This is a genomic window from Subsaximicrobium wynnwilliamsii (assembly GCF_007997225.1).
In the GTDB taxonomy this organism is placed as follows: Bacteria; Bacteroidota; Bacteroidia; order Flavobacteriales; family Flavobacteriaceae; genus Psychroserpens; species Psychroserpens wynnwilliamsii.
Genome location: NZ_VORM01000025.1, coordinates 26260 through 49211, shown reverse-complemented (window position 1 = coordinate 49211; position 22952 = coordinate 26260). Strand labels below are relative to the sequence as shown.

Below are 22952 nucleotides of genomic sequence, written 5' to 3'. Positions count from 1 at the left end.
ATGTAACTACTCATTTCTTAGCTGTATAGCTAAAATGGAAGTATTCGATTAAAATCCTGCCCCTATATCAATGTCTTATTGCAAAGTGGCCCTTGACTTCAAACTCGATGCTGTTCTTCTTCACTTGCGCGAGATACCAGTAATCTGCAGCCGGCATTTTCTGACCGTTGTAATAGCCATCCCAGCCTTCAGAATTGGCGGTTAGTTTTGTGAGTAGCTTGCCATATCTATCATAGATGAAAATGACGGTGCCTTGCAAGGTTTCCACACCAGTGATGTGCCAGCTGTCAAAATAACCATCGCCATTTGGGGTCATGAATTTGGGTGCGTCAATCACAACAATTTCCTTGCTCACACGTGAACAACCGTTGAGGTCGATAATGGTCAAGATGTGATAGCCTAAAGGCACAGATTCAAAAAAGTTGGATTCCTGTGGCTCAAGATCGTCGATTTGGTAAAGATAATTCCCAATACCACTTACGGTAACCGTCACGTTGTTTGGGTCCGAAAAATCAATCACTTCAGTAACTTCAATGTTGGCGGCCTCAGATTCTATAACAGAAAACACTTGCGTAGTCTCACAACCAAAAGCAGAGGTCACGGTTACAGAGTAGCTGCCCACCTCAGTAATCTCAATTTCTGGAGTGGAGGCATTGGTAGACCATAAATAAGAGTCGCCAGTAATGTTGGTGTTGGCGCTTACCACTAAGGGTAGGTTTTCTAAACAAATCACTTGGTTATCAATGTTTACGATTGGTCGCTCATAGATGATGAGTGTAAACTGCGTGATTTCATAACAATCGGTGAATTTATTCTCCAGTCTAGCGTAGATGATTTCGTTGTTGATGCCTTCATAGATCGTACCGATATCGGCAACACCTTCTTGGGCAAATACCACATCGGTATAAAAAGTGATTTCAAAATTATTTGGGTTCTGACCACCTAGAATACTGCTATTCTGTGTGCTAAGGTCAAAGTTCAAAAAGCCATCAAAATCATCATCACAAGCGGCCATGTCACTCGGTTGATTCGCAACTGGCAAAGCATTGACTTTTAAGTTGAAATCGTGGATGATAAAACAGTGTGTGGTAGAAAACTCGACACGGGCAAATAACAGGTCGTTGTTGCTTTGGTAATTATAGTTGTTATCCAACACGTTTGTTTGATTGCGTGCATCTTCTTCCGAAGCATAATAATTGACCAGCACATTCGCCGTTTGGTCTAATAAGCTGCTGTTGATTTCGGTTAGATCGGTACGTTGATCTTCAGTAGCGCAAATGTTGTAATTGTCAATAAAATTAATAGTTGGTGGGCGATTTACAATTAACCCGACTGGGACGTTCACAAAACAGTTTGAGATGGTGTTGCTCACGCGCACATAAACGGTTTGTGGGTTTGAGGTATTTGTAAAATTCGCTGGATCGGTTATTTCATTGCTTTCCAAGACGGCATCAGCTTGGGTTCTATAATACCCGACTTCAATATTGTCCTGTCTTACATCTAAGATATCCAATGTGGATAGTGTGAGGTCAAAGCTGGTAATGCCATCATAATCGGCATCACATTGCTCCAGGGGATCAGGAATGTTAACGTCTGGTGCTGCAATCACGTTGAGTACAAAGGAGGTGTAAGATTCACAAATAGAGCCGTTATTGATACGTGCATAAATTTGTTGCGGGTTGACATTGTTCTCAAAATCCAAAGGTAACGGATTCACGTTATTGATTGCATCCTGCTGCGAAGCATGTAAGGTCACTTCCTCAATGTCTTGAATACCGGCAGTGATTTCGCCCATTTGAATGCTGAGGTCAAACATAACGCTGCCATCATTGGTAATGTCATCACACACAAAAATATCGGTGGCTTCGTTGAAATCAGGATTGGTGCCCACTTCAATAGGAAAGGAGGAAACTGCATAGCAACTTGGGTCACTAATGTTTTCAATTCTTATGTGAATGGTTTGTGGGTTGGAGGAATTGACGTAGACGTCGTTCTTATCAATGGCATTGGTATTGTTTTCGGCATCCATGGCAGTTTCATAGTAAAATACCACTTTACCTGTCTGAGCCTCTAGAATATCGGCATCTTGTGATGAGAATACAAACTCCCCAAAACCATCATCGCCAACTTCGCAAAACTTATATACGCTTATTGGGTTGATCACGGGTAAGGTATTCACTATGATTTCAAGATTCTGAAGGCTATAGCAACCTGTAGAGACATTTTCAATTCGTACGGTTAGATCTTGGGTTTGTGCATTGAAATTTGAGGCGTCCAAAATTGGATTGCTATCTGTTTCAGCATCTGCAACACTGGTATGAAACGTTACCGCTCGGTTGGCGGTATTGCTAATCACTTCTGGAATTTTCGCATTGAGATTCACAATAGAAAATCCATCTTGATCGGCATCACAAATAATGATGCCTGTAGGTGCGGCACTAATTGGCGCTTCTAGTACGGTGACTTCAAAAGCCTTGACATCGGCACAACCGGTTTGATTGAATCGTGCCCGGTAATAAAAGAGCTGCGGGTTGCTAATGTTGGTATAACTTGATGGTACGGCACCTGAGTTGTTGATGGCGTCTTCTTCGGTAAGGTAGTATTTTACATTAAAACCAGGTTGGCCAGCAGTAATCACATCGTTGAACTGGTTGAGGTTTAAGGAGGTGAATCCGTCTTGATCTTCATCGCATACCAATTGGGAGCCTATGGCAACGCCTTCAATAACAGGGTTGATGATCAACTCGATCGCAGCGACTTCGCTACAGGTTGGATTGCTAAGCGTGATGTACAAGAATTGCGGATTGGAAGTTGGCACAAAACTGACCGTAGGGTCTAAAGGGTTTGTGTTGGTGTCGCGATCCTCTTCAGTAAGGTAAAAATCAATAGTCACATCTTCCAAACCATTAATGATATCCAGTGCAATGCCCCCAAGATCAAAAGATTCTTGGCCATCGTTATCGATGTCACATTGCGTGACCTTTTTTATATCTGTCCCTGTTAAAAGTAAGTTCGTGTGTATTTCAATGGCAGTGATCGCGGCACAGCCTGTATTTTGGTCTTCAACTCTTATGAAAACGACGCTGTCATCGGCAACCACATTGGCGTAGTTAGTGGCATCTGCAATGGCATTGGCGCCGAGATTGGCATCTTCAAGGGTTTGGTGGAAGGTCACGTTAACGCCTGTCAAACCTTGAAGCACATCATCAGTGATCGTGGTAAGGTCAAAAAACGCAAAGCCATCATGGTCTTGGTCACAGGCATCAATCATATGCAAACCGGCATTGATCACGGGTTTGTTGATCACTTCAATCGTTAGTGTTGTTGTGCTCACGCAACCCGTAACCGTATTGGTCACACGCACGTACACTTGTTCGTTGGCATTGCTGTTAACGTAAGGCAGTGGGATGGCATTCACACCATTTTCTGCATCTAGGGGGTCCAAATAATAAGTCACGTTCAAATCTGGATTACCACCAGTGATTTCTTCGTCTTTTTCTGATAAATCAATTATGGCAGAACCGCCAGCATCTACTTCGGCACAAGCCACGAATACGGTTGGTGTAGTAACAACTGGCAAGGCATTGACTTTGAGTTGAAAGGAGGAATAGGCCAAACATCCATTCAAACTGTCTTCAATTCTCACAAAAATGGATTGTGGATTGGACGTATTCTCGATAGGTGTCACAATAGGGTTACTATTGTTTTCTGCACTTGCAGAAGTGTAGTGATACGATATCACATAGCTGGAATTGGGAACTGCATCCAGCACCTCCGCATCCTTGATGGACAGATCAAAAATTTCCCTACTGTTTCCATTGTCGTCACATAATTGATAATCGGTAATGGCTTCGGCAGATTGGGTAGAGCTTAAAGAAATCGCAACACTATCTTCAATCACACAATTGGATCCGGCCAATGGGATTTGGATTTCAATTTTATAAATTCCAGAGGCGATGGCTTGTATCGTGCTTGTAATTTCACCAGGAATCAAAACGTCATCCAAATACCAGGCATAGGTAGCCTGTGGGTTTGAAATATCACCTTCCAAAGTCACATTGCTCGCGCAGGTGGTGATGTCTTCCCCCAAATCGACGTTGGAATTGAAACTGTTGCCTTCAATGAATACTGCGGAATCGTAGTTTTTATCGGTCTGGTCGGCAATAACCAACTTGATGCTATATTGGGTGTAAGGCGTGATGGCGGCAGTGGCACTCATTACGGTGGTACGCCCGTTGTAATTTGTGTCGCCAACATTAAAGCCTTCAAAATAGGCTGCATTTGAGGCAGGACAATAGCCCACAATCTCGTCATGTATGGTGTTGGTGTTTACGGCGGTTGTGGTTCCTGGGATGACCGCAATGTTCACATAGGGATCGCTTGAACCCGCTTCTTTGATCAAAAATGCAAAACCATCGGAATATTCGCAGGGAAAGTTCCCAAAGTATTCTTCGGAAGCTAAAATATAATTGAACTGAATGCGATCGGTTATGGAGGTAAAGTTGAATGAAATGGAGGTGGCATTGAGCGTATTTGAAATTCCCAAAGCCGATTCTAAATCTGGATCTGCAATCCAGTCGTCATTGCCTTCGTTGAGAATGGTATTGTTTAAGGTGTTGCCGCCAGACATTGGATTTCCTGTGGAAAGCATGATGCCATTTTCAAACGGAAATTCAGAACTGCCTTTTTCAAAATAAGCATAACTGTTGAATCCGTTGACGCTTCCATTAAAATCGGATACCACATTTGAGGTTTCTACGCAACCTACAACTAGGTTATTGGTTATAAGCGCTTCGGCAGTAAACGAGTTATCCACGGTAATTTGTTGGGCGAGGGACGCGCTACCGTAAAGGCATATAAGCGCAATGAGGGTTTTTTTTAGAAATACCATATTAAAGCGGTTAAGTTCATTAGAGAAAGGCTCAAATGTTTGGGACTGAGAACCTCTTGAAGAACAAATGTGATAAAATTTATTTGATTTAACAGGTAAAATACATAATAATACGATGAATTACATTTTTATTTAACATCTTAAGGTTTAAATTGCGTTTATTGTAAGAAAAAGAATACTAATTAACAATTGCTTGTGATGCTGAAAGCCAATATTTTATATTTTTTTAGGAGGCTCCAGCTTGTGAAAGCATTACAGATGCCTTGCTCAAGTAGATTTTATAACTAAATTTAATGTGGTAAGTATTCTGACAATCAGTTAGTTGAGGAATAAAAAATCGGCAATCTGCGATGGTCTTAGTAAACCTATTGATGGGTTGTGCTGGCAGAGCTCCTAATCCAAGGCGCGTTTGGTCACAAAAACCCGCCACCCGATTAGCGCCATTTGAAATTTTGAGGCCTTGCTGAGGTCCAATTCTTGTTTGGAGTAGCTCGGCAATACCAACTTGTTGAGTTTGGCTAGTAGTTTAAAGAAGTTATGCTTCATGGGTCTCAAGTAGTCTTGAAAATTGATCTAGGGTAAAAGTAAGCCTTTTGATAAAAGCAAGCAATTAAATCACATGCTTTGTTCCGTGATCATTTGATTATCAGTTCTAAAAACTGACTTAATTGGATGAATAATGTAAAACCCATTCTAGACTGAGTTTTACATTTTAATACTGTCATTTTTTCTGCTGAATTAAAACAGAATTGAAAAAATAATGGCGATTGCTACTTTTGTTAGGGTCATCATAATCATTGATTTTAGTGGGTTAAATTGCATTTTATTCCTCCCGATGTCTCGGAAGAATTTTCAATATATAAAAGTAGCAAGGCATCTTCCAAACGTTTCAAGCAAATTCTATCAAACTGAATGCGATAGTATAACTAAAATGACAGATAGTATTTCAGTATGAAATAAGTTATCTATAAAAGGGAACATTTTGTAATATGAATTTATGTTTTAGGCTCTAAATGTAACTAATCAAGGGCTGTTTTAAACCTTTTTCTAAATTTCTAGGCCACTTTCATTACAAAAACCGCCAATTTGCTTCGTTTTGTCTTTTTGCTGCGGCTTCCACGCGCTAAGTTGGAGCGGTTTTTCTTGGCTTCTGTGTGATCGGCATTAGATTTTTGAAGAATTAGCTCATTTTGAATGCGTTATATTGAAATGCTGCTTATTTTTACTAAAACTAAATGACCAGATGAAACAATTGTTACTTATTGTGAGTGCCTTGATTTTTATGCCTTACAGTTTTGCCCAAGTGGTCATCAACGAATTGGATTGCGACACCCCAAGTACCGATGACCGGGAGTTTGTTGAATTATTGACCGCCACGCCAGAAGCGGCATTGGATGGCTATGTGTTGGTGTTTTTCAACGGTTCCAATTCTGGTGGCAATTCCAGTTATTTTGCGCTGGATCTCGATGGTTATGTGAGTGATGTCAACGGACTCCTACTTATTGGCAGCAATGATGTGAGTCCTGTGCCTCAAGTGTTGATTTCAGCCAACACCATTCAAAACGGTCCAGATGCGGTCGCCATTTATCAGGCCGATGATCTCGATTTTCCAGAATTCACGGTGGCGACCATCGACAATTTGATTGATGTGTTGCTGTATGACACCTCCGATCCCGATGATCAAGATATGATCGCCATTTTTAGTGCAGATCCCAGATTTACTTCCATTGAACAAATTAACGAGGGCCCTGGTAATAACACCAACTCCATCCAAAGATTTGAAGATGCCAGTGGCAATGTGACTTATACATCCACAGTGCCAACGCCTAGGCAGCTCAATGATGGCAGCGGGATTGTTCTCAATGGCATTCGCATTGACCTGGAGCAACGTCAATACGATGAAGACGCAAGTTTTAACATCACATTCACTTCCGAAACGCCGGTTGTAGAGACTCTTGACTTCAACATTCTCTTTGATAATGACACTTTTGATACCAACGATTTTACCGGAAACACCTCGTTGAGCATCCCAATGGGAACAACAAGTACCATGACCAGCATAAATCTAATTGACGATGCGCTTGATGAAGGGGACGAGGTGACCCGATTGCGTTTTGAGAGCTTGCCAAGTGGTTATTTGGCGCTTAATAATAACATCGCCATCCGTATTGTGGATAACGACTATACAGCTTCCGGTTTTGGAACACCAGTCAATCCTACCTTCGGTAATGTGTCCAGCACGCAGCCTTCTGGGTATTATAACAGTCTAGACGCCTTGGGCGATACCAATTTGCGTCAAGCCTTACAAGACATCATTGCAGATCCAAGCATTGTGCGCGAGCAGTCTTATGCCGATGTGATCGATATTCTCAAGGAAGCCGATCAAAATCCAGAGCACAGCAATCAAGTTTGGTTGGTCTATACCGAGCAAGGTCGCCCAAAATTGGATTTTCAGGTCAATAATCAAATTACTGGTAAATGGAATCGCGAGCACACCTTCCCGCGCTCTAGGGGTGGTTTTTTTAGCATTGAGGAAGATGAGATTGCCGATGGGAAGGACCTGTTTTGGACCACAAGTGCCGATTCACTGCGCCACGGAAACTCTGATGCGCATGCACTTAGAGCAGCAGATGGTATTGAGAACAGCACCCGAAACAATCAGTTCTACGGGCAGTATACGGGCCCCGCAGGTACGCAAGGCAGTTTTTATGGCGATGTGGCGCGCAGTGTGTTTTACATGGCAATTAGATACAACGGCTTGGAGGTGGTCAATGGCTATCCCGAGGGCAACCTTGGCCAAATGGGGGATCTCGCGACTTTGTTGGATTGGCATAGAAATGACCCGCCAGACGATTTTGAAATGAACCGAAATAACCTAATCCAGACCTGGCAATTCAATAGAAATCCGTTTATTGATCAGCCCGATTTGGTGGAATATATTTGGGGTAATAATACAGGCGATCTTTGGAGTCAAGCGTTGGGCGTTACAGATTTTAATGCCAACAATATCTTCATATATCCCAATCCTGCAGGCAATTCAATCTATGTGAAGGGGCTTGTGGCAGAAACCACCATTGCTGTTTTTTCTATGGAAGGTAGAAAGATCAAAACCTTTCGAAGGGATGCAAACTGCAAATTGGATTTGGATTTGCCACCTGGAATCTACTTGCTTCACTTTTATTCGGAAAACAAGCAACGTGTGAAAAAATTAGTGATCAAATAAAAGTTCAATTATAAGAGTAAACCCTTCAGGATTTGATGTCTGAAGGGTTTTTTTAGTTGGTTTGGACAAAAGCTTAGTGTTCAACTGGGCTAATGAACAATGTGTCATCTTTGGATTTCCCCATGACAATATCTGGTATTGCCTGCTCTTTTTCGTTCCAGATCGAACTTGATTTCCTGCCTTGATTATCGTTTAGCGTGATTTTCAAGCTTGTTATTTCTCCTGCATCATTTCTTTCGATTTTAGAAAATTTCGCTTCGATACCGTATGTTTTCAAATCGATCTTTTGTTTCTCTAAAAATGCATCTGAAGCATCTTTGGTGATTACAAGCGCTATGGTTTTCACCTCTGAACTGTCAATTGGATTGAATGGCGCAATCGATCTTGAGCGCTTTGCGCTTTGAGTTTCTTCACTTGACATTGCAGTTTTTGTATTTTTCGAGTCGGTTTTTTTCTGATCATTGAAAACAACGAAGCTCGGTTTGCTTTGCGCGTCTGCAGGAGGAGCATTAAGATTGTAAGTGTTCCATATGCGAGTTTCTGAAGCGTGTATTAGGAGATCATTCTCTAGTTTAAGATAGAAGGGCTTGATGGGTGTGTTGCTCTTCGTGTTAAAGTTCCACTTTTCAAAGAATGTCCTTTCGGTTTTTTTAAATTCGATGCTGATAGAAAATATTTCGTTCAATGCATTTCGTTTTGTGTTTGGAAATTTCAGATCGACACCTTCAGCTTTAAATTGGGATTTGATGCGCTCTAACTCTAGATCTGTTGTTTCCTTTGTGATTTTGTGGGATTGGCCAACGATGACAGGCGCTAACAGGCTAAATTTGCTTAGTTTGACAATTTGGGTGTTCTCCTTATTGAAACCCATCATTGAAACAGCCAGAATAGCCAGTGCAAAAAAGGCTGTCAATTTTATTTTTGAATTATGCATTGCTGAATGATTTTAAGTTAATCGGTTGAAAAATCATGACCCACATAAGTTGGAAGGCGTTATGAAATTTAATCTATTCACTAATTTAGTGAAATTATAGATTGCTAGTGCCAATCTTTAAGCAATAGGTTTTCAGTTTCTTTCACCTTTCACAATAGTTGAAGGATGGGTTTGTTGCACTTTCCTTCGGAAAAAAAAGCAAACTATGGAAAAATGGTTAATCGGTTGGAGGGTGCCATTACGATTGATAACCATTCAGGATTTTAAGTCTTGAAGGGTTTATTGATTTTGGTCTAGAATAAAAGTGGCTTATTGTCCAATTGCTCTAATAAACATTTTGTCATCTTTGGATTTTCCCATGACAATATCAGGTATTGCCTGATCTTTTTCGTTCCAGCTCGAACTTGATTTCCTGCCTTTATTATCGTTTAGTGCGATTTTCAAGCTTGTTATCTCACCTGCATCATTTCTTTTGATTTTAGAAAATTTTGCTTCGATACCATATGTTTTCAAATCGTTCTTCTGTTTTTCTAGAAATGGGTCTGAGGATGTTTTGGTAACTATAAATTCTATAGTCTTAAGTTGGTCTTCGTGTTCGATGTACTCTACTTTGGCCAAGCTAACACTCCTTTGGTTTGCATTTTTTTCAGCTACATTGAGCCTGTGGTTTCCAGCAAGCATTTTTGATTTATGACTTTCTTTGGTTTCAATTATGATAACTCCATATTTAGCTTTGTCTCCATAAATACTTGTTGCTTTATCTTTTAAAATACTCATGATTTCTATATCATTGGGTTCAATACGTTTGAATTCCGTAAGAGACACAATTTTGTCGTCTATAATAAAAAGTGGTTGCGGCTTATAGGTTTTAGTAGATATAATATCTGAAATGACTTTGTCATTGTCAGTGACAGAAACGCCCTCACTAAAATTATAAACAATCGAGTCGTTCAATGCTGAGGTTGCAACTGTTTTTATCTTAAAAGTATTTCCCAACACCCAAGGACGAGCAATAGTGTTTTTCTCATTCTTTTTTGCTTCAGTGGTATCAGTTGGGGTCTTAGCAATTTCTTTTACGATGAAATTAGTGTTGTTTGCTGCTTTCGTAACAGCGCTGCTATCACTAGTAATGGGCTTGTTATATTGATCTGTGAGTATGTCATACATGATGTCTTGCCCCTTGACCAAAGTTCTTGCCTTGAACGTATCTGCGCCGCTCTCAAAAATGAAGGGTTGGATAGGCTCATTGCCATTGACCTTATATTCGGTAGTTTGGGTTTTCGATTTAAAAGTAACATGGATTGCTGTGATCTCATTGCTGCCATTCCGGTTGATGTCCTTATAGGTAAAAGTGATGCCCTTTTTAGCGAGAGACGCTTTTGCTTGTGCAAAATAAGACTCTTCTGCATCTTGAGTGAATGTTACAGTCAAACGGTCTTGCAAGAGGCTTGAGCGCGTCTTTGGATTTTCCAATGGATTTGAGGTCTCCACATAGATGGCTTCCGTATTGAAACTCATCACGAAACCTGCTAATAAAGGTAAAATGACCAAGAGTTTTAACTTGTGTAAGCGCTTTGATTTTGATTTGTGTAGCATAAGGATTCGTGTTTTGATTAATGAGGTATAAAAATTATTGGTGAGCTGAAAGGGGTTCGTTTGCAGACAGGTTTTTAAAAGCACGGTCTGGTAAGCCTTGTTTTCTTCGGAAGTGCCCTGCGCCACATCATCTGCAATGAATTCCAGATTTTGTTGTATCGCTCGTTTATAGCCCCAAATAAACGGATTGAACCAAAAAAGAACGCAGCAAATTTGAGCAATCAAAAGATCTAAGGAATGCCACTGCGATACGTGCACCTTTTCGTGATTGATGATGTGTTTTAATTCCTCACTATCAAATTGTTCGGGATTATAGACAATGCGATTAAAAAAGGAGAAGGGCGTGATGGCTTCAGAAGTTTCCAAAAGCTTAAAGCCTGCATTCGATTTTAATTGGGTAGCGTTTAAAAGGTTCCGAAGCGAGAACAGTTCAACGCAAAGCTTTCCGAAGAAAAACACAATTCCAGAGATATAGAGCCACATTAAAAGTTACGCATAGTCAAACGGTTCTTGAGTTATTGGAGTAGTGCCCCTTGTGCTGGTCGTGTTTGCGAAACCCGTAAGGTCTAGAGGAACGTATTCAATATACATAGGGATGACCAAAAACGGAATGCAAATGCTAACCACCAATCCTGCCAATAAAAACCAGCGATTGGTCTGGAAAAAGGTTTCTCTCCTTAAGAATAAATAATAACAGACATAGAATATAATGAGTACTGCCGATGCTTTTAATAGATAATCCATGCTGCTATAGTTTTTTGTCTTCGGAAGTGTTTGCTGCTGTATTCTTAGTTTCAATGAGTGCGATGATCTCCTTGAGCTCATCAACACTAATCTTTTCTTCTTTGGCAAAAAAGGACACCAGGTTTTTGTAGGAACTATTGAAATAATGCTCAATGGCAGTGCTCATGAAGCGCGCTCTATAGGCTTCCTTGCTCACAATAGGATAGTATTGGTGGGTTTTGCCAAAGGCGTTGTAGCTTACAAATCCTTTCTCCTCCAAATTTCTAATAATAGTTGAAAGCGTGTTGTAATGCGGTTTGTCTTCCTCGATTTCCGCAAGCACATCCTTGACAAAAGCGTTTTCGAGCTTCCATAGAATGTGCATGATTTCTTCTTCTTTATTGGTGAGTTTTTGCATTTTATTGAGAGTTGTATTTCTGTTGCAATGAAAACTATTACAGCTTCACAAAGCTACAACTATTTTTTCAGTTATACAACTGCTTTTTTAGTTGTTTGACTATTTTTTTAGTTTTAAATTAGGGATTAGGGATTAGGGTTTAGGGATTGGGAGTGGGGTTGTGGGTTGTAGGTTGTAGGTGGTAGGTAGGTGTGTGGTGCTAGGTTGTAGGTCGTAGGTGGTGGGTGTGTGATGGGTTGGGTTTTTGGTTTAGTTGGTTGTGTTGGATGAAAAAAAACTGGCATCAACCTCATAGTTGATGGTTGATGGTTGATGGTTCTGCAGTCTTTATATGTGAGAAGTGTTACTGAGTATCGCTCAAATGTCAAGTGGTTCTTGGTGGCTCGCTGTCAACACTGTCTTAAATGATTTGGTTTGGTTTTGGTTGTAAGATGGAATAGTAAGCAGTAAAACGCCAGCCTGAGTTAGTGTTAGTTGGTTTTTTGTTGTCCAACAGCGAGTGCCCGCCCCTCATTTTTCATAAATCGGATTACGCTTGAAACTCCAAAAAATGTATCTTCGCAAAAACTTATTTTATGAGTATCCTTTTATTGGTTTTAGGCTTAATTCTTTTGGTCATTGGCGGTGAGTTTTTGGTAAGGGCTTCTGTGGCGCTGTCATTTAAGATGAACATTTCCAAAATGGTCATTGGGATGACCGTTGTGAGTTTTGCGACTTCTGCGCCAGAGCTTTTAGTGAGTCTTAATGCTGCATTAACCGGTTCTCCTGCCATAGCATTAAATAATGTGATTGGCTCGAACATTGCCAATATTGGTTTGGTTCTTGGCATTACCGCGATCGTAAGTGCCATTGGTGTTGATAAATCCTTCTATAAAATCAATTGGCCAGCAATGATGTTGTTCTCAATTGCGCTGTATTATTTTCTTTACAATGATAATGAGCTTAGCCGAATAGAAGGCGGTATTTTGTTTTTGGGATTGATTGCATTCATGATCTTTTTGATTAAAGTCGCAAGAAAAGACGTTGAAACAGATGAAGTGGATGACAGCCTAGCGGTGGTGTCCAGTTTTAAAATTGCAACTTGGCTCTTGATTGGTGCCGCAGCCTTGTATTTTGGTTCGGTCTGGTTGGTTGACGGTGCTAAGGAACTGGCCATTTCATTAGGGGTTAGCGATGCAGTGATCGCAGCAACGGTTATCGCCATTGGCACCAGTGTGCCCGAGTTGGCAGCTTCTGTTATTGCAGCGGTAAAAAAGGAAAAGGCCTTGTCTTTGGGGAATCTCATAGGTTCGAATATTTTCAATATTGGCTCCGTGTTGGGCTTGACCTCGATCATAAAAGCGATTCCCGTAACCGATCCGTCCATCCTAAACTCTGATATTCTCTGGATGTTGGGCTTTTCAGCAGTATTGATTCCATTGATTGTAATTCCGAAGAAATTTGAAATCGGCCGTCTCAAAGGCATCTTACTCGTGGCCTGTTATGCTGCTTTCCTCTTTTTGGCATTTAAGGGCTAAAAATCAATTTAGTTTCGTCCGGATTGTTTTCATCTCCAAGCGCTTAGACTTATTTGCGCCGTAGGATTTATTAAATGCTAAGCCTATCGGTGTATATTATTGATATACAGTGTGCTTAGCATTCTATGGCCCTACCCACGGCATTTATTCAAAAGCGGCTTTCCTGAACTCCAACCTTTATTTTTGTGCTAATAATCTGATAAAAATGGAGGGGTGTTACTGCTTATATGATATTTTCTTTAGTTCATACCCTAAAAAATACAGGGTGTTTGCCTATGGGTTTTTAAATTTTATTAAATTTGCCCTATCGAAATAAATAAATTAAAACAAAACCACAACATGTCAACATTAAGATTCCACGCATTAAAACAGATCTACAATCTAAAGCCGGTTCTCATAGAAGAAAAGGTTCGACGTTCCGAAATATTTGGAGCCAATGTATTCAAAGAGTCCACCATGCGCCAATATTTAACAAAAGAAGCGTACGACAGTGTGATAGATGCCAATGTGAACGGTTCTAAAATAGACCGTGTGGTTGCAGATCATATTTCTACAGGGATGAAGGAGTGGGCAATTTCTAAGGGTGCAACGCATTATACGCACTGGTTTCAACCATTAACTGGAGCCACTGCCGAAAAACACGATGCCTTTTTCGAAACCATTGGTGGCGGATTGGCCATAGAAAAGTTTGGCGGAGGGCAATTGGTGCAACAAGAGCCAGATGCCTCCAGTTTCCCAAATGGCGGCATAAGAAATACGTTTGAAGCAAGAGGCTACACGGCTTGGGATCCTACGTCTCCGGCATTTATTGTTGGTACCACTTTATGCATTCCAACCGTTTTTGTGTCCTATACTGGTGAGGCACTGGATTTCAAAACGCCATTATTACGTGCTTTGCAGGCTGTTGATAGTGCTTCAGTGGCAGTTTGTAAATATTTTGATAAAAACGTGAAGCGGGTCAACGCCTCTTTGGGATGGGAACAAGAATATTTCTTGATAGATAGTGGTTTGGCAATGTCCAGACCAGATATCGTACTTACAGGAAGAACCCTTTTGGGACATTCCCCAGCGAAGGGACAGCAATTGGATGATCATTATTTTGGAACCATTCCAAATAGAGCCTTGGACTATATGAGGGATTTGGAAACCGAGTGCATGTTGTTGGGCATACCCGTGAAAACGAGACATAACGAGGTCGCGCCCAACCAATTTGAATTGGCGCCAATTTATGACGAAGCCAATTTAGCGGTAGATCATAACTCCCTATTGATGGATATAATGGATCGCATTGCCGAGCGTCACAAGCTTAAAGTGCTTTTTCACGAAAAACCTTTTGCAGGCGTAAATGGTTCTGGTAAGCACAATAACTGGAGCTTAACTACCAATACCGGGGTAAACCTTTTGGGCCCTGGGAAAACACCAATGAGCAACCTTCAGTTTTTAACCTTTTTCATCAATACCATTAAAGCGGTTCATGATAATGAGGAATTGCTTCGTGCAGCCATAGCTTCTGCTGGTAACGACCATCGTTTGGGTGCCAATGAAGCGCCTCCAGCTATCATATCGGTATTTATTGGTGAGCAACTCACTAAAGTATTGGATGAACTGGAAAATGTGACCGATGGCAAGTTGTCGCCAGAGGAAAAAACAGATCTTAAATTAAATGTGGTTGGGAAAATCCCGGATGTTTTATTAGACAATACCGATAGAAACCGAACCTCTCCATTTGCCTTTACCGGTAACAAATTTGAGTTTAGGGCAGTAGGCTCCCAAGCCAATTGCGCCAATCCAATGACGGTCTTGAACGCGATAGTGGCCAAGCAGTTGATCGACTTCAAGAAACAAGTGGATGCGCTTATCAAGAAAGACGATATGAAGAAGGATGATGCCATCTTCAACGTGCTGCGCGAATACATTAAAAAATCCAGAAACATTCTGTTTGAAGGGAATGGTTACGGTGAGGAATGGGAAAAAGAAGCTAAAAAACGCGGTCTTAGTAATAACAAAACAACGCCTGAAGCTTTAAAAGTCAAGAAATCTGACAAAACCGTTAAATTATATGAAGATTTAAAGGTCATGAATAGGATCGAAACCATTGCGCGCTATGAAATTGAAATGGACGAGTATGCCTTACGCATCCAAATTGAAGGTCGTGTCTTGGGGGATATTGCAAGGAACCATGTGGTGCCAACCGCAGTGCGCTACCAAAATATCCTTATCGAGAATGTGAAAGGATTGAAAGATATTTATGGAGATGATTTTAAAAACCTGGCTAGCGAACAAATGAACCTAATTGAGGAAATTTCTGGCCATATCGAGTCCATCAATTCAAACGTCACAAAAATGACCGATGAAAGACGCACTGCAAACAAAATAGAGGATATTGAGGAAAAAGCAGATTCCTACTGCCATAAGGTGAAACCTTATTTTGAGAAAATTCGTTACAACTGCGATAAATTGGAGTTGTTGGTAGATGATGAGCTTTGGCCATTGACCAAATACCGTGAACTTTTATTTACCTATTAAAGTTGAAATTATTAATGACAATTCAAAAAAGCCTCCTTGTGAGGCTTTTTTTTGTGCTGACTGTGTTCGTGGAAATTTCAATTTGGCTTTACATATAGTGCCAATAACTTCGTAAATAATAAGTGCAAGGCCAAAAGGCTGTGTTTTCTGAATAAAGGAATACCCATCAGTATTGTCCGGTTAAACACCATATAACGTCCGCCGCGGCGGACAATATGCCCTTAGGCATTTAATAGGGGTAACTCAATAGAATCCCTGCAAAGGCTAGACCCGTAGGGATTGAATATAGAATGGGGTTTCCCAGAATCATATATTACTTTTATCAGACAACAATAAATGCCAATAAGAACTTTTCTTTACGGAAGCACTTTAATGATTTACAATTCTTATTTTTGTCGATTAATTTCATGCCATGAGTGAAGATACAAGTAAAAGATATGCACAACGCGGGGTTTCGGCCTCAAAGGAAGATGTGCACAATGCCATAAAAAACATTGATAAAGGCTTGTTCCCTAAGGCATTCTGTAAAATTGTGCCCGATTATTTAACCAATGATGAAGATTATTGCCTCATCATGCATGCCGATGGTGCCGGTACAAAATCGTCCTTGGCATACATGTATTGGAAAGAAACCGGCGATCTTTCCGTTTGGAAAGGCATTGCACAAGATGCGCTCATCATGAACATTGACGATTTGATCTGCGTTGGTGCTACCAGTGATATTCTATTGTCATCAACCATTGGGCGCAACAAAAATTTGATTCCCGGTGAAGTCATTTCAGCACTTATAAATGGCACTGAAGCCTTGATTGCAGATCTCAAGAATTTTGGGATAAGCATTCATTCCACAGGAGGTGAGACTGCCGATGTTGGCGATTTGGTGCGAACAATTATCGTGGACTCTACCGTTACTGCTCGTATTAAACGATCTCATGTGATTGATAATGCCAATATAAAAGCTGGCGATGTGATTGTTGGGCTTGAGAGTTTTGGCCAAGCCACTTATGAGACAGGATATAATGGTGGTATGGGCAGCAACGGACTCACATCGGCAAGACATGATGTTTTTGGTCACTATTTAGCTGAAAAATATCCAGAAAGCTACGACGCTTCAGTACCAAAGGAGCTCGTGTATTCTGGCCACATGAAATTAACCGATGCGGTTGAGGGCGCTCCAATAGATGCTGGTAAACTTGTGCTTTCGCCAACCAGGACTTATGCGCCAATCATCAAGAAAATCCTGGATGTTTTTTCTTCGGAAGACATCCATGGCATGATCCACTGTTCTGGTGGTGCACAAACCAAGATTCTTCATTTTGTGGAGCAACTTCACATCATAAAAGATAATATGTTCGAGATTCCACCGTTGTTTAAACTCATCCAAGAACAATCCAAAACCAGTTGGAAGGAAATGTACCAAGTTTTCAATTGTGGCCACCGTATGGAGCTTTATGTGAATCCAGAAGTTGCTGAGCAAATCATTGGCATTTCAAAAAGCTTCAACGTCAATGCTCAAATTGTTGGTCGTGTGGAAGCTTCCGAAGAAAAAAAACTGAGTATCAAAAGCCAATTTGGTGTTTTTGAATATTAAGAACATGTTCCCCTAAATTTTCGCTATAATGAAAAGAGCTGTATGCATTTTATTGATGCTCACATTTCAACACTTTTACTCACAAAACAATTTCCCTGAAGTTCCAAAAGATTACACCTGGTTACAGACCAATCAGGCCAACTTGGATATCAGTGAGGTTACTTTTGTAAACTGGAATGCAGGTGGGAGCAATTCCATTTCCGCATTGCTTAACGTGCTTTCAGAGCTTAGATACCAAGACACCTACTATAAATGGCGCAACTCGGCAAAGCTCAGGTATGGCATCAACAAGCAGGAAAACCAAAGATTGAGAAAAACTGAAGACGAGTTGGAACTGATATCAACATTTGGCTTTAGAAACGATACGCTTACCAATTGGTATTTTTCTGGGCGTGCCAATTTTAAGACGCAATTCACAAACGGTTATCAATACCCAAATCGGGACAATGAAATCTCAAAACTAATGGCGCCAGGATACTTGTTTCTAGGAGGTGGTACCGAGTACGGCAAAAATCTCGAAAAGTTTTCAGTTTACATGTCGCCATTGACCTTCAAAGCCACCTTTGTATTGGATGCAGACCTTTCTAACGCAGGATCATTTGGCGTGACACCGGCCGTAATCGATGCTGAGGGCAATATTATAAAGCAAGGCGAGCGCGTAAGAACCGAAATGGGAGTGCTATTCACCAACTTTTATGAGAAGGAAATCTTTGAGAATATTCGGGTAAGGCATAATCTGAGCCTGTATTCCGATTATATCAATAACTTCGGAAACATTGATGTGGATTGGGAGGTCGTCTTTGATTTTAGAGTCAATCAATATGTTAAGGCCACGTTGGGCTCACACATTAAATATGATAATGACATCAAGATTTTGGAAGAGACCGCCGTAGAAGATGAATTTATAGAGAATGGTGCCAAGGTACAGTGGAAACAGCTTTTGGGAGTTGGTGTTGTGGTCGGTTTTTAAGATTTAAGAAAACGTAACTGTGGTTGCTTGATTGGGAAATTTCAGCAGCTTCAGGTCATCGATTAATTTACGATGACCATTTTCTAAGAGATACTAGACATTTGAAGTTTCGATGATCTGCTCCTTCAGGTGGTTGGTAATGAGACCAACATTCTTGTAAAAAATAACTTGATCGTTCACAATCGAAAATAGCTGGATTGATCATCCAAATGATTTCCGTGATTATTAATGACTAAGGTTAAGCGGTTTATGGAATAGCAACATAAGCTTGAGTGGCGTCATTTGGACGAAAGTAAGCGTTTTTTTCCTTAGTCCGAAATTTATGAAATTGTATAAAAAGGCTCTAGTTTAAAACAGGTATTATGACTGAGCACCACAATTTTCGGCATCATGTCGCCCTTTAGTCCCGATATCCATCAGGAGGGGCAAGAACATGACGCCGAAAATTCAATTAATTTTGCCCTGACCCTTAAGGGAATAATTGAATCTTCTAGAATTGAGACCGCTCAAAATATCTGGATTTTAAATTAAATTCAAAAAATCAACGCTTGGTTGAACTAGAGCCTATAAAACTTAAAAAAACAGCATTTCCTTCCGCATCAATCAATCGTTTTTTAGATGAAGCCACGAACCACTATAAAAAATAGACTCGTTAAAAACGCATCAAAAAGATACAGTATCCCAAAAAATCTCACATTCGAAATGCCGCTGATTCGATAGAAATGAAGGCGTTGTCGCATATTTATGTCGCTCATCACAAACCAAAATGCTAAAAGTAAACAGAGCTTGCAAAGCAAAGCCAGGATCAAATTTGGTTGGATGACAATTAGAATAAGAGTCGCCATGAAAGACCACAGGGCAATCGGTTTATAATAATTCAAAATTGAGCGCAATTGATATCTCATGTAGCCCTTAACGACAGGCAATCCCTTTTTATTTTACCAATGGAAATATTTCCTGCTGCCAACAAATCCATAAATTATCGTATTTTTGAACTACAATTTCAAAAATAAATGTTAGATAAATTACAGATAATAAAACAGCGTTTTGACGAGGTGAGTGATCTTATCATCCAACCCGATATCATGACCAATCAAAAGCGCTATGTATCCCTTAACAAAGAATACAAGGATTTGCGAAAGCTTATGGACAAGCGTGAAGCTTACATTGAGTTGACAGATAATCTCAAGGAAGCGGAAGCGATTATTTCCGACGGAAGTGATCCCGAAATGGTCGAAATGGCGAGGATGCAATATGACGAAGCCAAGGAAGGCATCCCGAAACTGGAAGAAGAGATTCGCTTTATGTTGATTCCAAAAGATCCCGAAGATTCTAAAAATGCGGTTGTTGAGCTACGTGCAGGAACAGGCGGTGATGAAGCCAGTATATTTGCAGGCGATCTTTACAGAATGTACAGCAAGTATTGTGAAAGCAAAGGTTGGAAAGTGGATACCGTTGATTATAGTGAAGGCACCAATGGTGGTTTCAAGGAAATTCAATTTGAAGTTTCTGGTGATGACGTGTATGGCACTCTAAAATTCGAGGCTGGTGTGCACCGCGTGCAACGTGTGCCACAAACAGAAACCCAAGGGCGTGTGCATACTAGTGCAGCAACTTGCATGGTTTTTCCTGAAGCTGAAGAATTTGATATTGAAATCGATCCCAAAGATGTGCGCATCGATTTTTTCTGTTCTTCTGGTCCTGGAGGTCAATCGGTAAATACCACCTATTCTGCCGTGCGATTAACCCACGAACCTACTGGTTTGGTGGCCCAATGTCAAGATCAAAAATCACAGCATAAAAATAAAGAGAAGGCTTTTAAAGTGTTGCGTTCGCGCTTATACGATATGGAGTTGGCCAAAAAGCAGGCCGAAGATTCTGCCAGACGCGGTAGTATGGTAAGTTCTGGTGATCGAAGCGCTAAAATTAGAACCTATAATTATCCCCAAAGTCGGGTAACAGATCATAGAATAGGCTTGACCCTGTATGATCTTTCCAACATTATCAACGGCGACATCCAAAAAATCATTGATGAATTGCAGTTGGCTGAAAACACCGAGTTGTTGAAAGCTAGTGATGACCATATTTAAACCAAAAATAAGCCCAATCTTAAACTTTCCCAAAGGGAAAGAAACTGTTGGGAATAATACAGCGCAAAAGCCCAAGATTATTAGAGTAGGCCCATAACAGTTTCCCTCCCTTGGAGTGATTAAGAGAGGAATTAAAGGAAGGAATGACAACACAAGAACTCATAGCGCAAATAAAAAAAAAGAAATCCTTTCTTTGTATTGGATTGGATGTGGATTTGGAGAAAATCCCAAAACATTTATTAAATGATGAAGATCCTATCTTTGCTTTCAACAAAGCCATAATCGATGCCACGCACAATCTTTGCGTTGCCTATAAGCCCAACACCGCTTTTTATGAAGCTTACGGACTCAAAGGCTGGAGAGCGCTCGAGAAAACCGTCAATTATCTCAACGAAAAACATCCTGAAATCTTTACAATAGCCGATGCCAAACGAGGCGATATTGGCAATACCAGCACGCGTTATGCTAAGGCGTTTTTTGAGGATTTAGGTTTTGATAGCGTCACGGTGGCACCTTATATGGGAAGAGACTCTGTAGAACCATTTTTGGCTTTTGAAAATAAGCACACCATTTTATTGGCACTCACTTCCAATGAAGGCGCTTTTGATTTTCAAACGAAGCTGGTAGATGGCAAATCGCTTTACAATCAGGTTTTAGAAACTTCAAAAGCATGGAAAAACGCTAAAAATCTCATGTATGTGGTTGGAGCTACAAAGGCGGAATACTTCAAGGATATCAGAAAGATCATTCCAGATGCTTTTTTACTGGTGCCGGGTGTAGGAGCTCAAGGCGGAAATCTGCAAGACGTTTGCAAATATGGATTGAATGCGCAAATTGGCTTGTTGGTCAATTCATCAAGAGGCATCATATATGCTTCAGAAGGTGTTGATTTTGCTCAAGCAGCTGCAACTAAGGCGGAAGCATTGCAGCAGGAGATGGCAGCTATTTTGAGCTAATCTCAATTGATAATTGTGGCAAGAGCTCAATCCCGCTAAAGACTTTTTCTAAGCATAGTTTGTTTATCAGGACTCCTAAGGCCTAGGATAAATTTTGATTAACTTTGGTAGGCGTCGGTTTTTTAAGAGTTAGCAAATCTTCAGTACGCAATCTTAAGCGGCCAATATAGTAGTTAAAAAAGCAACACTCATGAAAGACCAATTGGGCAACCTATTCAAATTAGCATCGACACCAAAAAGAATCGTGTCTTTGGTGCCTTCGCAAACCGAACTTTTGGTTGATTTGGGTTTGGAGTCCTCTCTCGTCGGGATTACAAAGTTTTGTGTGCACCCAGAGGAATTGCGCAATACCAAGGTCATTGTTGGGGGCACAAAGCAGGTGCATTTAGATGAGATAAGAGGCTTAAAACCAGATGTTATTCTGTGTAATAAAGAGGAGAATACCGAAGAAATGGTCAAGGAGTTAAAAAGCATAGCTCCAGTTCACATTAGTGATGTCCATACTTTTGAGGACGCGTTGGAACTCATTAAAATGTATGGGGAAATGTTTTCCGCAGCGCAAAAGGCGCAGCATTTAATTGAAGGTATCCAAAAGGAAAAACAACAATTCTCGAAATTTCTCAAAGAGCGGCCAAGATATAAAGTCGCTTATTTGATTTGGAAAAAACCATGGATGGTTGTTGCAAAACAGACGTTCATTGATGAGATGTTAAGCCTCAATAATTTTGAGAATAGTTTTAAGGATTTTGAGCGCTATCCAGAAATTGAATTGGCTGAAATTGGGGAGCGCCATCCAGATGTCATACTATTATCGAGTGAACCTTATCCTTTTAAAGAAGATCACCAGCAAGATTTGGAAGCCATTTTTCCCAAAACGAAAATTGTATTGGTTGATGGCGAGTACTTTTCTTGGTATGGTTCCCGATTATTGAAGGCCTTTGACTACTTTAGAAAGCTGCATCAAAATCATTTGGATTAGTACCCTTCAAATTGAGTATTTGATCTCTAAGCTTGGAAGCCTCATGATATAAGGTGTCACTCAAGTTAGCATCGTTGTGCATGGCATTGTAAGCATCTTCAGTGAATTTTATGTATTTTTCCTCGAGATCCTTAAGCGAAAATCGCTTGCTCAAATTAGGTCTTACGTTTCCTACTTTACAAAAATGTGTATTCATAATAACTTATCTTTAAATCTTATATACGACCGAAAAACTGCTTTAGCTTTTGGCTATAAGTTAATATTATGTCAATTTTATCTGGGGGAAATTTTCTTAGGTTCGCGGTTGAGGTAATTTAGCTTTTGTAGTTTGGATAATAATTTTATGGCCTTAAATTCTGAAATATCACTTAATGCAGAATCAGTCTGTCTGAAGTTGTATGCTTGTTCCATCAATTGCTTGTAACGGAACATAAGCTTTTGCTGATGTTTTTGAATATGTTCAAAAGGGTCCATTGCATCGTGAGGTTTGAATTTTCAATATATCTAAAATATTGTAAAACAGCAACAGGAAATAAAA

17 protein-coding genes are annotated in these 22952 nt (G+C 40.4%); 8 read left to right on the top strand and 9 right to left on the bottom strand.

The genetic code is table 11. The features are described 5' to 3' along the window. Positions 1 to 67: 67 nt before the first annotated feature. Together ESY88_RS16930 and ESY88_RS16925 are read right to left on the bottom strand one after the other, a co-directional pair. Positions 68 to 4891, bottom strand: coding sequence for a T9SS type B sorting domain-containing protein (locus ESY88_RS16930; RefSeq protein WP_147087788.1), 4824 nt, complete (start codon positions 4889 to 4891; stop codon positions 68 to 70). A gap of 393 nt (positions 4892 to 5284) precedes the next feature. Then, positions 5285 to 5437 carry an SsrA-binding protein gene (locus tag ESY88_RS16925; protein ID WP_189702638.1) on the bottom strand — a complete coding sequence of 51 codons (153 nt, stop codon included), beginning with the start codon at positions 5435 to 5437 and terminating at the stop codon, positions 5285 to 5287. 697 nt (positions 5438 to 6134) lie between these two features. On the opposite strand from ESY88_RS16925, the gene ESY88_RS16920 reads away from it, so the two are divergent. Next, positions 6135 to 8114, top strand: a complete 1980-nt coding sequence (locus ESY88_RS16920) for an endonuclease (RefSeq protein WP_147087784.1) — start codon at positions 6135 to 6137, stop codon at positions 8112 to 8114. Between the two features lie 73 nt (positions 8115 to 8187). Here the strand turns inward: ESY88_RS16920 and ESY88_RS16915 are convergent, their stop codons facing one another. The 5 genes from ESY88_RS16915 to ESY88_RS21160 all read right to left on the bottom strand — a co-directional run bounded on the left by ESY88_RS16915 (position 8188) and on the right by ESY88_RS21160 (position 12069). Next, positions 8188 to 9048 (bottom strand): hypothetical protein, encoded by an 861-nt coding sequence (locus tag ESY88_RS16915; RefSeq protein WP_147087782.1) that lies wholly within the window; start codon positions 9046 to 9048, stop codon positions 8188 to 8190. A 309-nt stretch (positions 9049 to 9357) separates the two neighbouring features. Then, positions 9358 to 11127, bottom strand: coding sequence for a M56 family metallopeptidase (locus tag ESY88_RS16910; protein ID WP_147087780.1), 1770 nt, complete (start codon positions 11125 to 11127; stop codon positions 9358 to 9360). Between the two features lie 6 nt (positions 11128 to 11133). Continuing rightward, positions 11134 to 11388 carry a hypothetical protein gene (locus tag ESY88_RS16905; RefSeq protein ID WP_147087779.1) on the bottom strand — a complete coding sequence of 85 codons (255 nt, stop codon included), beginning with the start codon at positions 11386 to 11388 and terminating at the stop codon, positions 11134 to 11136. 4 nt (positions 11389 to 11392) lie between these two features. Further along, complete coding sequence (locus tag ESY88_RS16900; protein WP_147087778.1) at positions 11393 to 11785, bottom strand: BlaI/MecI/CopY family transcriptional regulator; 393 nt, start codon at positions 11783 to 11785, stop codon at positions 11393 to 11395. Positions 11786 to 11910: 125 nt separating this feature from the next. Continuing rightward, entirely contained in the window at positions 11911 to 12069 is a 159-nt protein-coding gene (locus ESY88_RS21160) for a hypothetical protein (protein WP_189702637.1), read from the bottom strand. A gap of 291 nt (positions 12070 to 12360) precedes the next feature. Here ESY88_RS21160 and ESY88_RS16895 point away from each other — a divergent pair, with 291 nt between their 5' ends. From ESY88_RS16895 to ESY88_RS16865, 7 genes are all read left to right on the top strand, one after another. Further along, a complete protein-coding gene (locus ESY88_RS16895; protein ID WP_147087777.1) occupies positions 12361 to 13302 on the top strand; it encodes a calcium/sodium antiporter in 942 nt (313 codons plus the stop codon). Between the two features lie 339 nt (positions 13303 to 13641). Next, positions 13642 to 15828, top strand: a complete 2187-nt coding sequence (locus ESY88_RS16890; protein ID WP_147087776.1) for a glutamine synthetase III family protein — start codon at positions 13642 to 13644, stop codon at positions 15826 to 15828. A gap of 412 nt (positions 15829 to 16240) precedes the next feature. Further along, complete coding sequence (locus ESY88_RS16885) at positions 16241 to 17419, top strand: AIR synthase related protein (protein WP_147087775.1); 1179 nt, start codon at positions 16241 to 16243, stop codon at positions 17417 to 17419. A 28-nt stretch (positions 17420 to 17447) separates the two neighbouring features. Further along, on the top strand, positions 17448 to 18389 hold the full coding sequence (locus tag ESY88_RS16880; protein WP_147087773.1) for a DUF3078 domain-containing protein: 942 nt from the start codon (positions 17448 to 17450) through the stop codon (positions 18387 to 18389). A 1013-nt stretch (positions 18390 to 19402) separates the two neighbouring features. Next, positions 19403 to 20479 carry a peptide chain release factor 1 gene (gene prfA / locus ESY88_RS16875; RefSeq protein ID WP_147087771.1) on the top strand — a complete coding sequence of 359 codons (1077 nt, stop codon included), beginning with the start codon at positions 19403 to 19405 and terminating at the stop codon, positions 20477 to 20479. Positions 20480 to 20622: 143 nt separating this feature from the next. After that, positions 20623 to 21435 (top strand): orotidine-5'-phosphate decarboxylase, encoded by an 813-nt coding sequence (gene pyrF / locus ESY88_RS16870; RefSeq protein WP_147087769.1) that lies wholly within the window; start codon positions 20623 to 20625, stop codon positions 21433 to 21435. A gap of 190 nt (positions 21436 to 21625) precedes the next feature. Then, on the top strand, positions 21626 to 22414 hold the full coding sequence (locus tag ESY88_RS16865; protein WP_147087768.1) for an ABC transporter substrate-binding protein: 789 nt from the start codon (positions 21626 to 21628) through the stop codon (positions 22412 to 22414). Here the strand turns inward: ESY88_RS16865 and ESY88_RS16860 are convergent. Next, complete coding sequence (locus tag ESY88_RS16860; RefSeq protein WP_147087766.1) at positions 22383 to 22610, bottom strand: Lacal_2735 family protein; 228 nt, start codon at positions 22608 to 22610, stop codon at positions 22383 to 22385. The genes ESY88_RS16865 and ESY88_RS16860 overlap by 32 nt on opposite strands. A gap of 77 nt (positions 22611 to 22687) precedes the next feature. Continuing rightward, positions 22688 to 22888, bottom strand: a complete 201-nt coding sequence (locus ESY88_RS16855) for a Lacal_2735 family protein (RefSeq protein ID WP_147087764.1) — start codon at positions 22886 to 22888, stop codon at positions 22688 to 22690. Between the last annotated feature and the right edge of the window lie 64 nt (positions 22889 to 22952).

What these genes read in the sequence shown, in the direction of transcription:
- ESY88_RS16930 (WP_147087788.1), bottom strand. Translation starts at nt 4,891, where the DNA reads ATGGTATTTCTAAAAAAAACCCTCATTGCGCTTATATGCCTTTACGGT.
- ESY88_RS16925 (WP_189702638.1), bottom strand. Translation starts at nt 5,437, where the DNA reads ATGAAGCATAACTTCTTTAAACTACTAGCCAAACTCAACAAGTTGGTA.
- ESY88_RS16920 (WP_147087784.1), top strand. Translation starts at nt 6,135, where the DNA reads ATGAAACAATTGTTACTTATTGTGAGTGCCTTGATTTTTATGCCTTAC.
- ESY88_RS16915 (WP_147087782.1), bottom strand. Translation starts at nt 9,048, where the DNA reads ATGCATAATTCAAAAATAAAATTGACAGCCTTTTTTGCACTGGCTATT.
- ESY88_RS16910 (WP_147087780.1), bottom strand. Translation starts at nt 11,127, where the DNA reads ATGTGGCTCTATATCTCTGGAATTGTGTTTTTCTTCGGAAAGCTTTGC.
- ESY88_RS16905 (WP_147087779.1), bottom strand. Translation starts at nt 11,388, where the DNA reads ATGGATTATCTATTAAAAGCATCGGCAGTACTCATTATATTCTATGTC.
- ESY88_RS16900 (WP_147087778.1), bottom strand. Translation starts at nt 11,785, where the DNA reads ATGCAAAAACTCACCAATAAAGAAGAAGAAATCATGCACATTCTATGG.
- ESY88_RS21160 (WP_189702637.1), bottom strand. Translation starts at nt 12,069, where the DNA reads ATGCCAGTTTTTTTTCATCCAACACAACCAACTAAACCAAAAACCCAA.
- ESY88_RS16895 (WP_147087777.1), top strand. Translation starts at nt 12,361, where the DNA reads ATGAGTATCCTTTTATTGGTTTTAGGCTTAATTCTTTTGGTCATTGGC.
- ESY88_RS16890 (WP_147087776.1), top strand. Translation starts at nt 13,642, where the DNA reads ATGTCAACATTAAGATTCCACGCATTAAAACAGATCTACAATCTAAAG.
- ESY88_RS16885 (WP_147087775.1), top strand. Translation starts at nt 16,241, where the DNA reads ATGAGTGAAGATACAAGTAAAAGATATGCACAACGCGGGGTTTCGGCC.
- ESY88_RS16880 (WP_147087773.1), top strand. Translation starts at nt 17,448, where the DNA reads ATGAAAAGAGCTGTATGCATTTTATTGATGCTCACATTTCAACACTTT.
- prfA (WP_147087771.1), top strand. Translation starts at nt 19,403, where the DNA reads ATGTTAGATAAATTACAGATAATAAAACAGCGTTTTGACGAGGTGAGT.
- pyrF (WP_147087769.1), top strand. Translation starts at nt 20,623, where the DNA reads ATGACAACACAAGAACTCATAGCGCAAATAAAAAAAAAGAAATCCTTT.
- ESY88_RS16865 (WP_147087768.1), top strand. Translation starts at nt 21,626, where the DNA reads ATGAAAGACCAATTGGGCAACCTATTCAAATTAGCATCGACACCAAAA.
- ESY88_RS16860 (WP_147087766.1), bottom strand. Translation starts at nt 22,610, where the DNA reads ATGAATACACATTTTTGTAAAGTAGGAAACGTAAGACCTAATTTGAGC.
- ESY88_RS16855 (WP_147087764.1), bottom strand. Translation starts at nt 22,888, where the DNA reads ATGGACCCTTTTGAACATATTCAAAAACATCAGCAAAAGCTTATGTTC.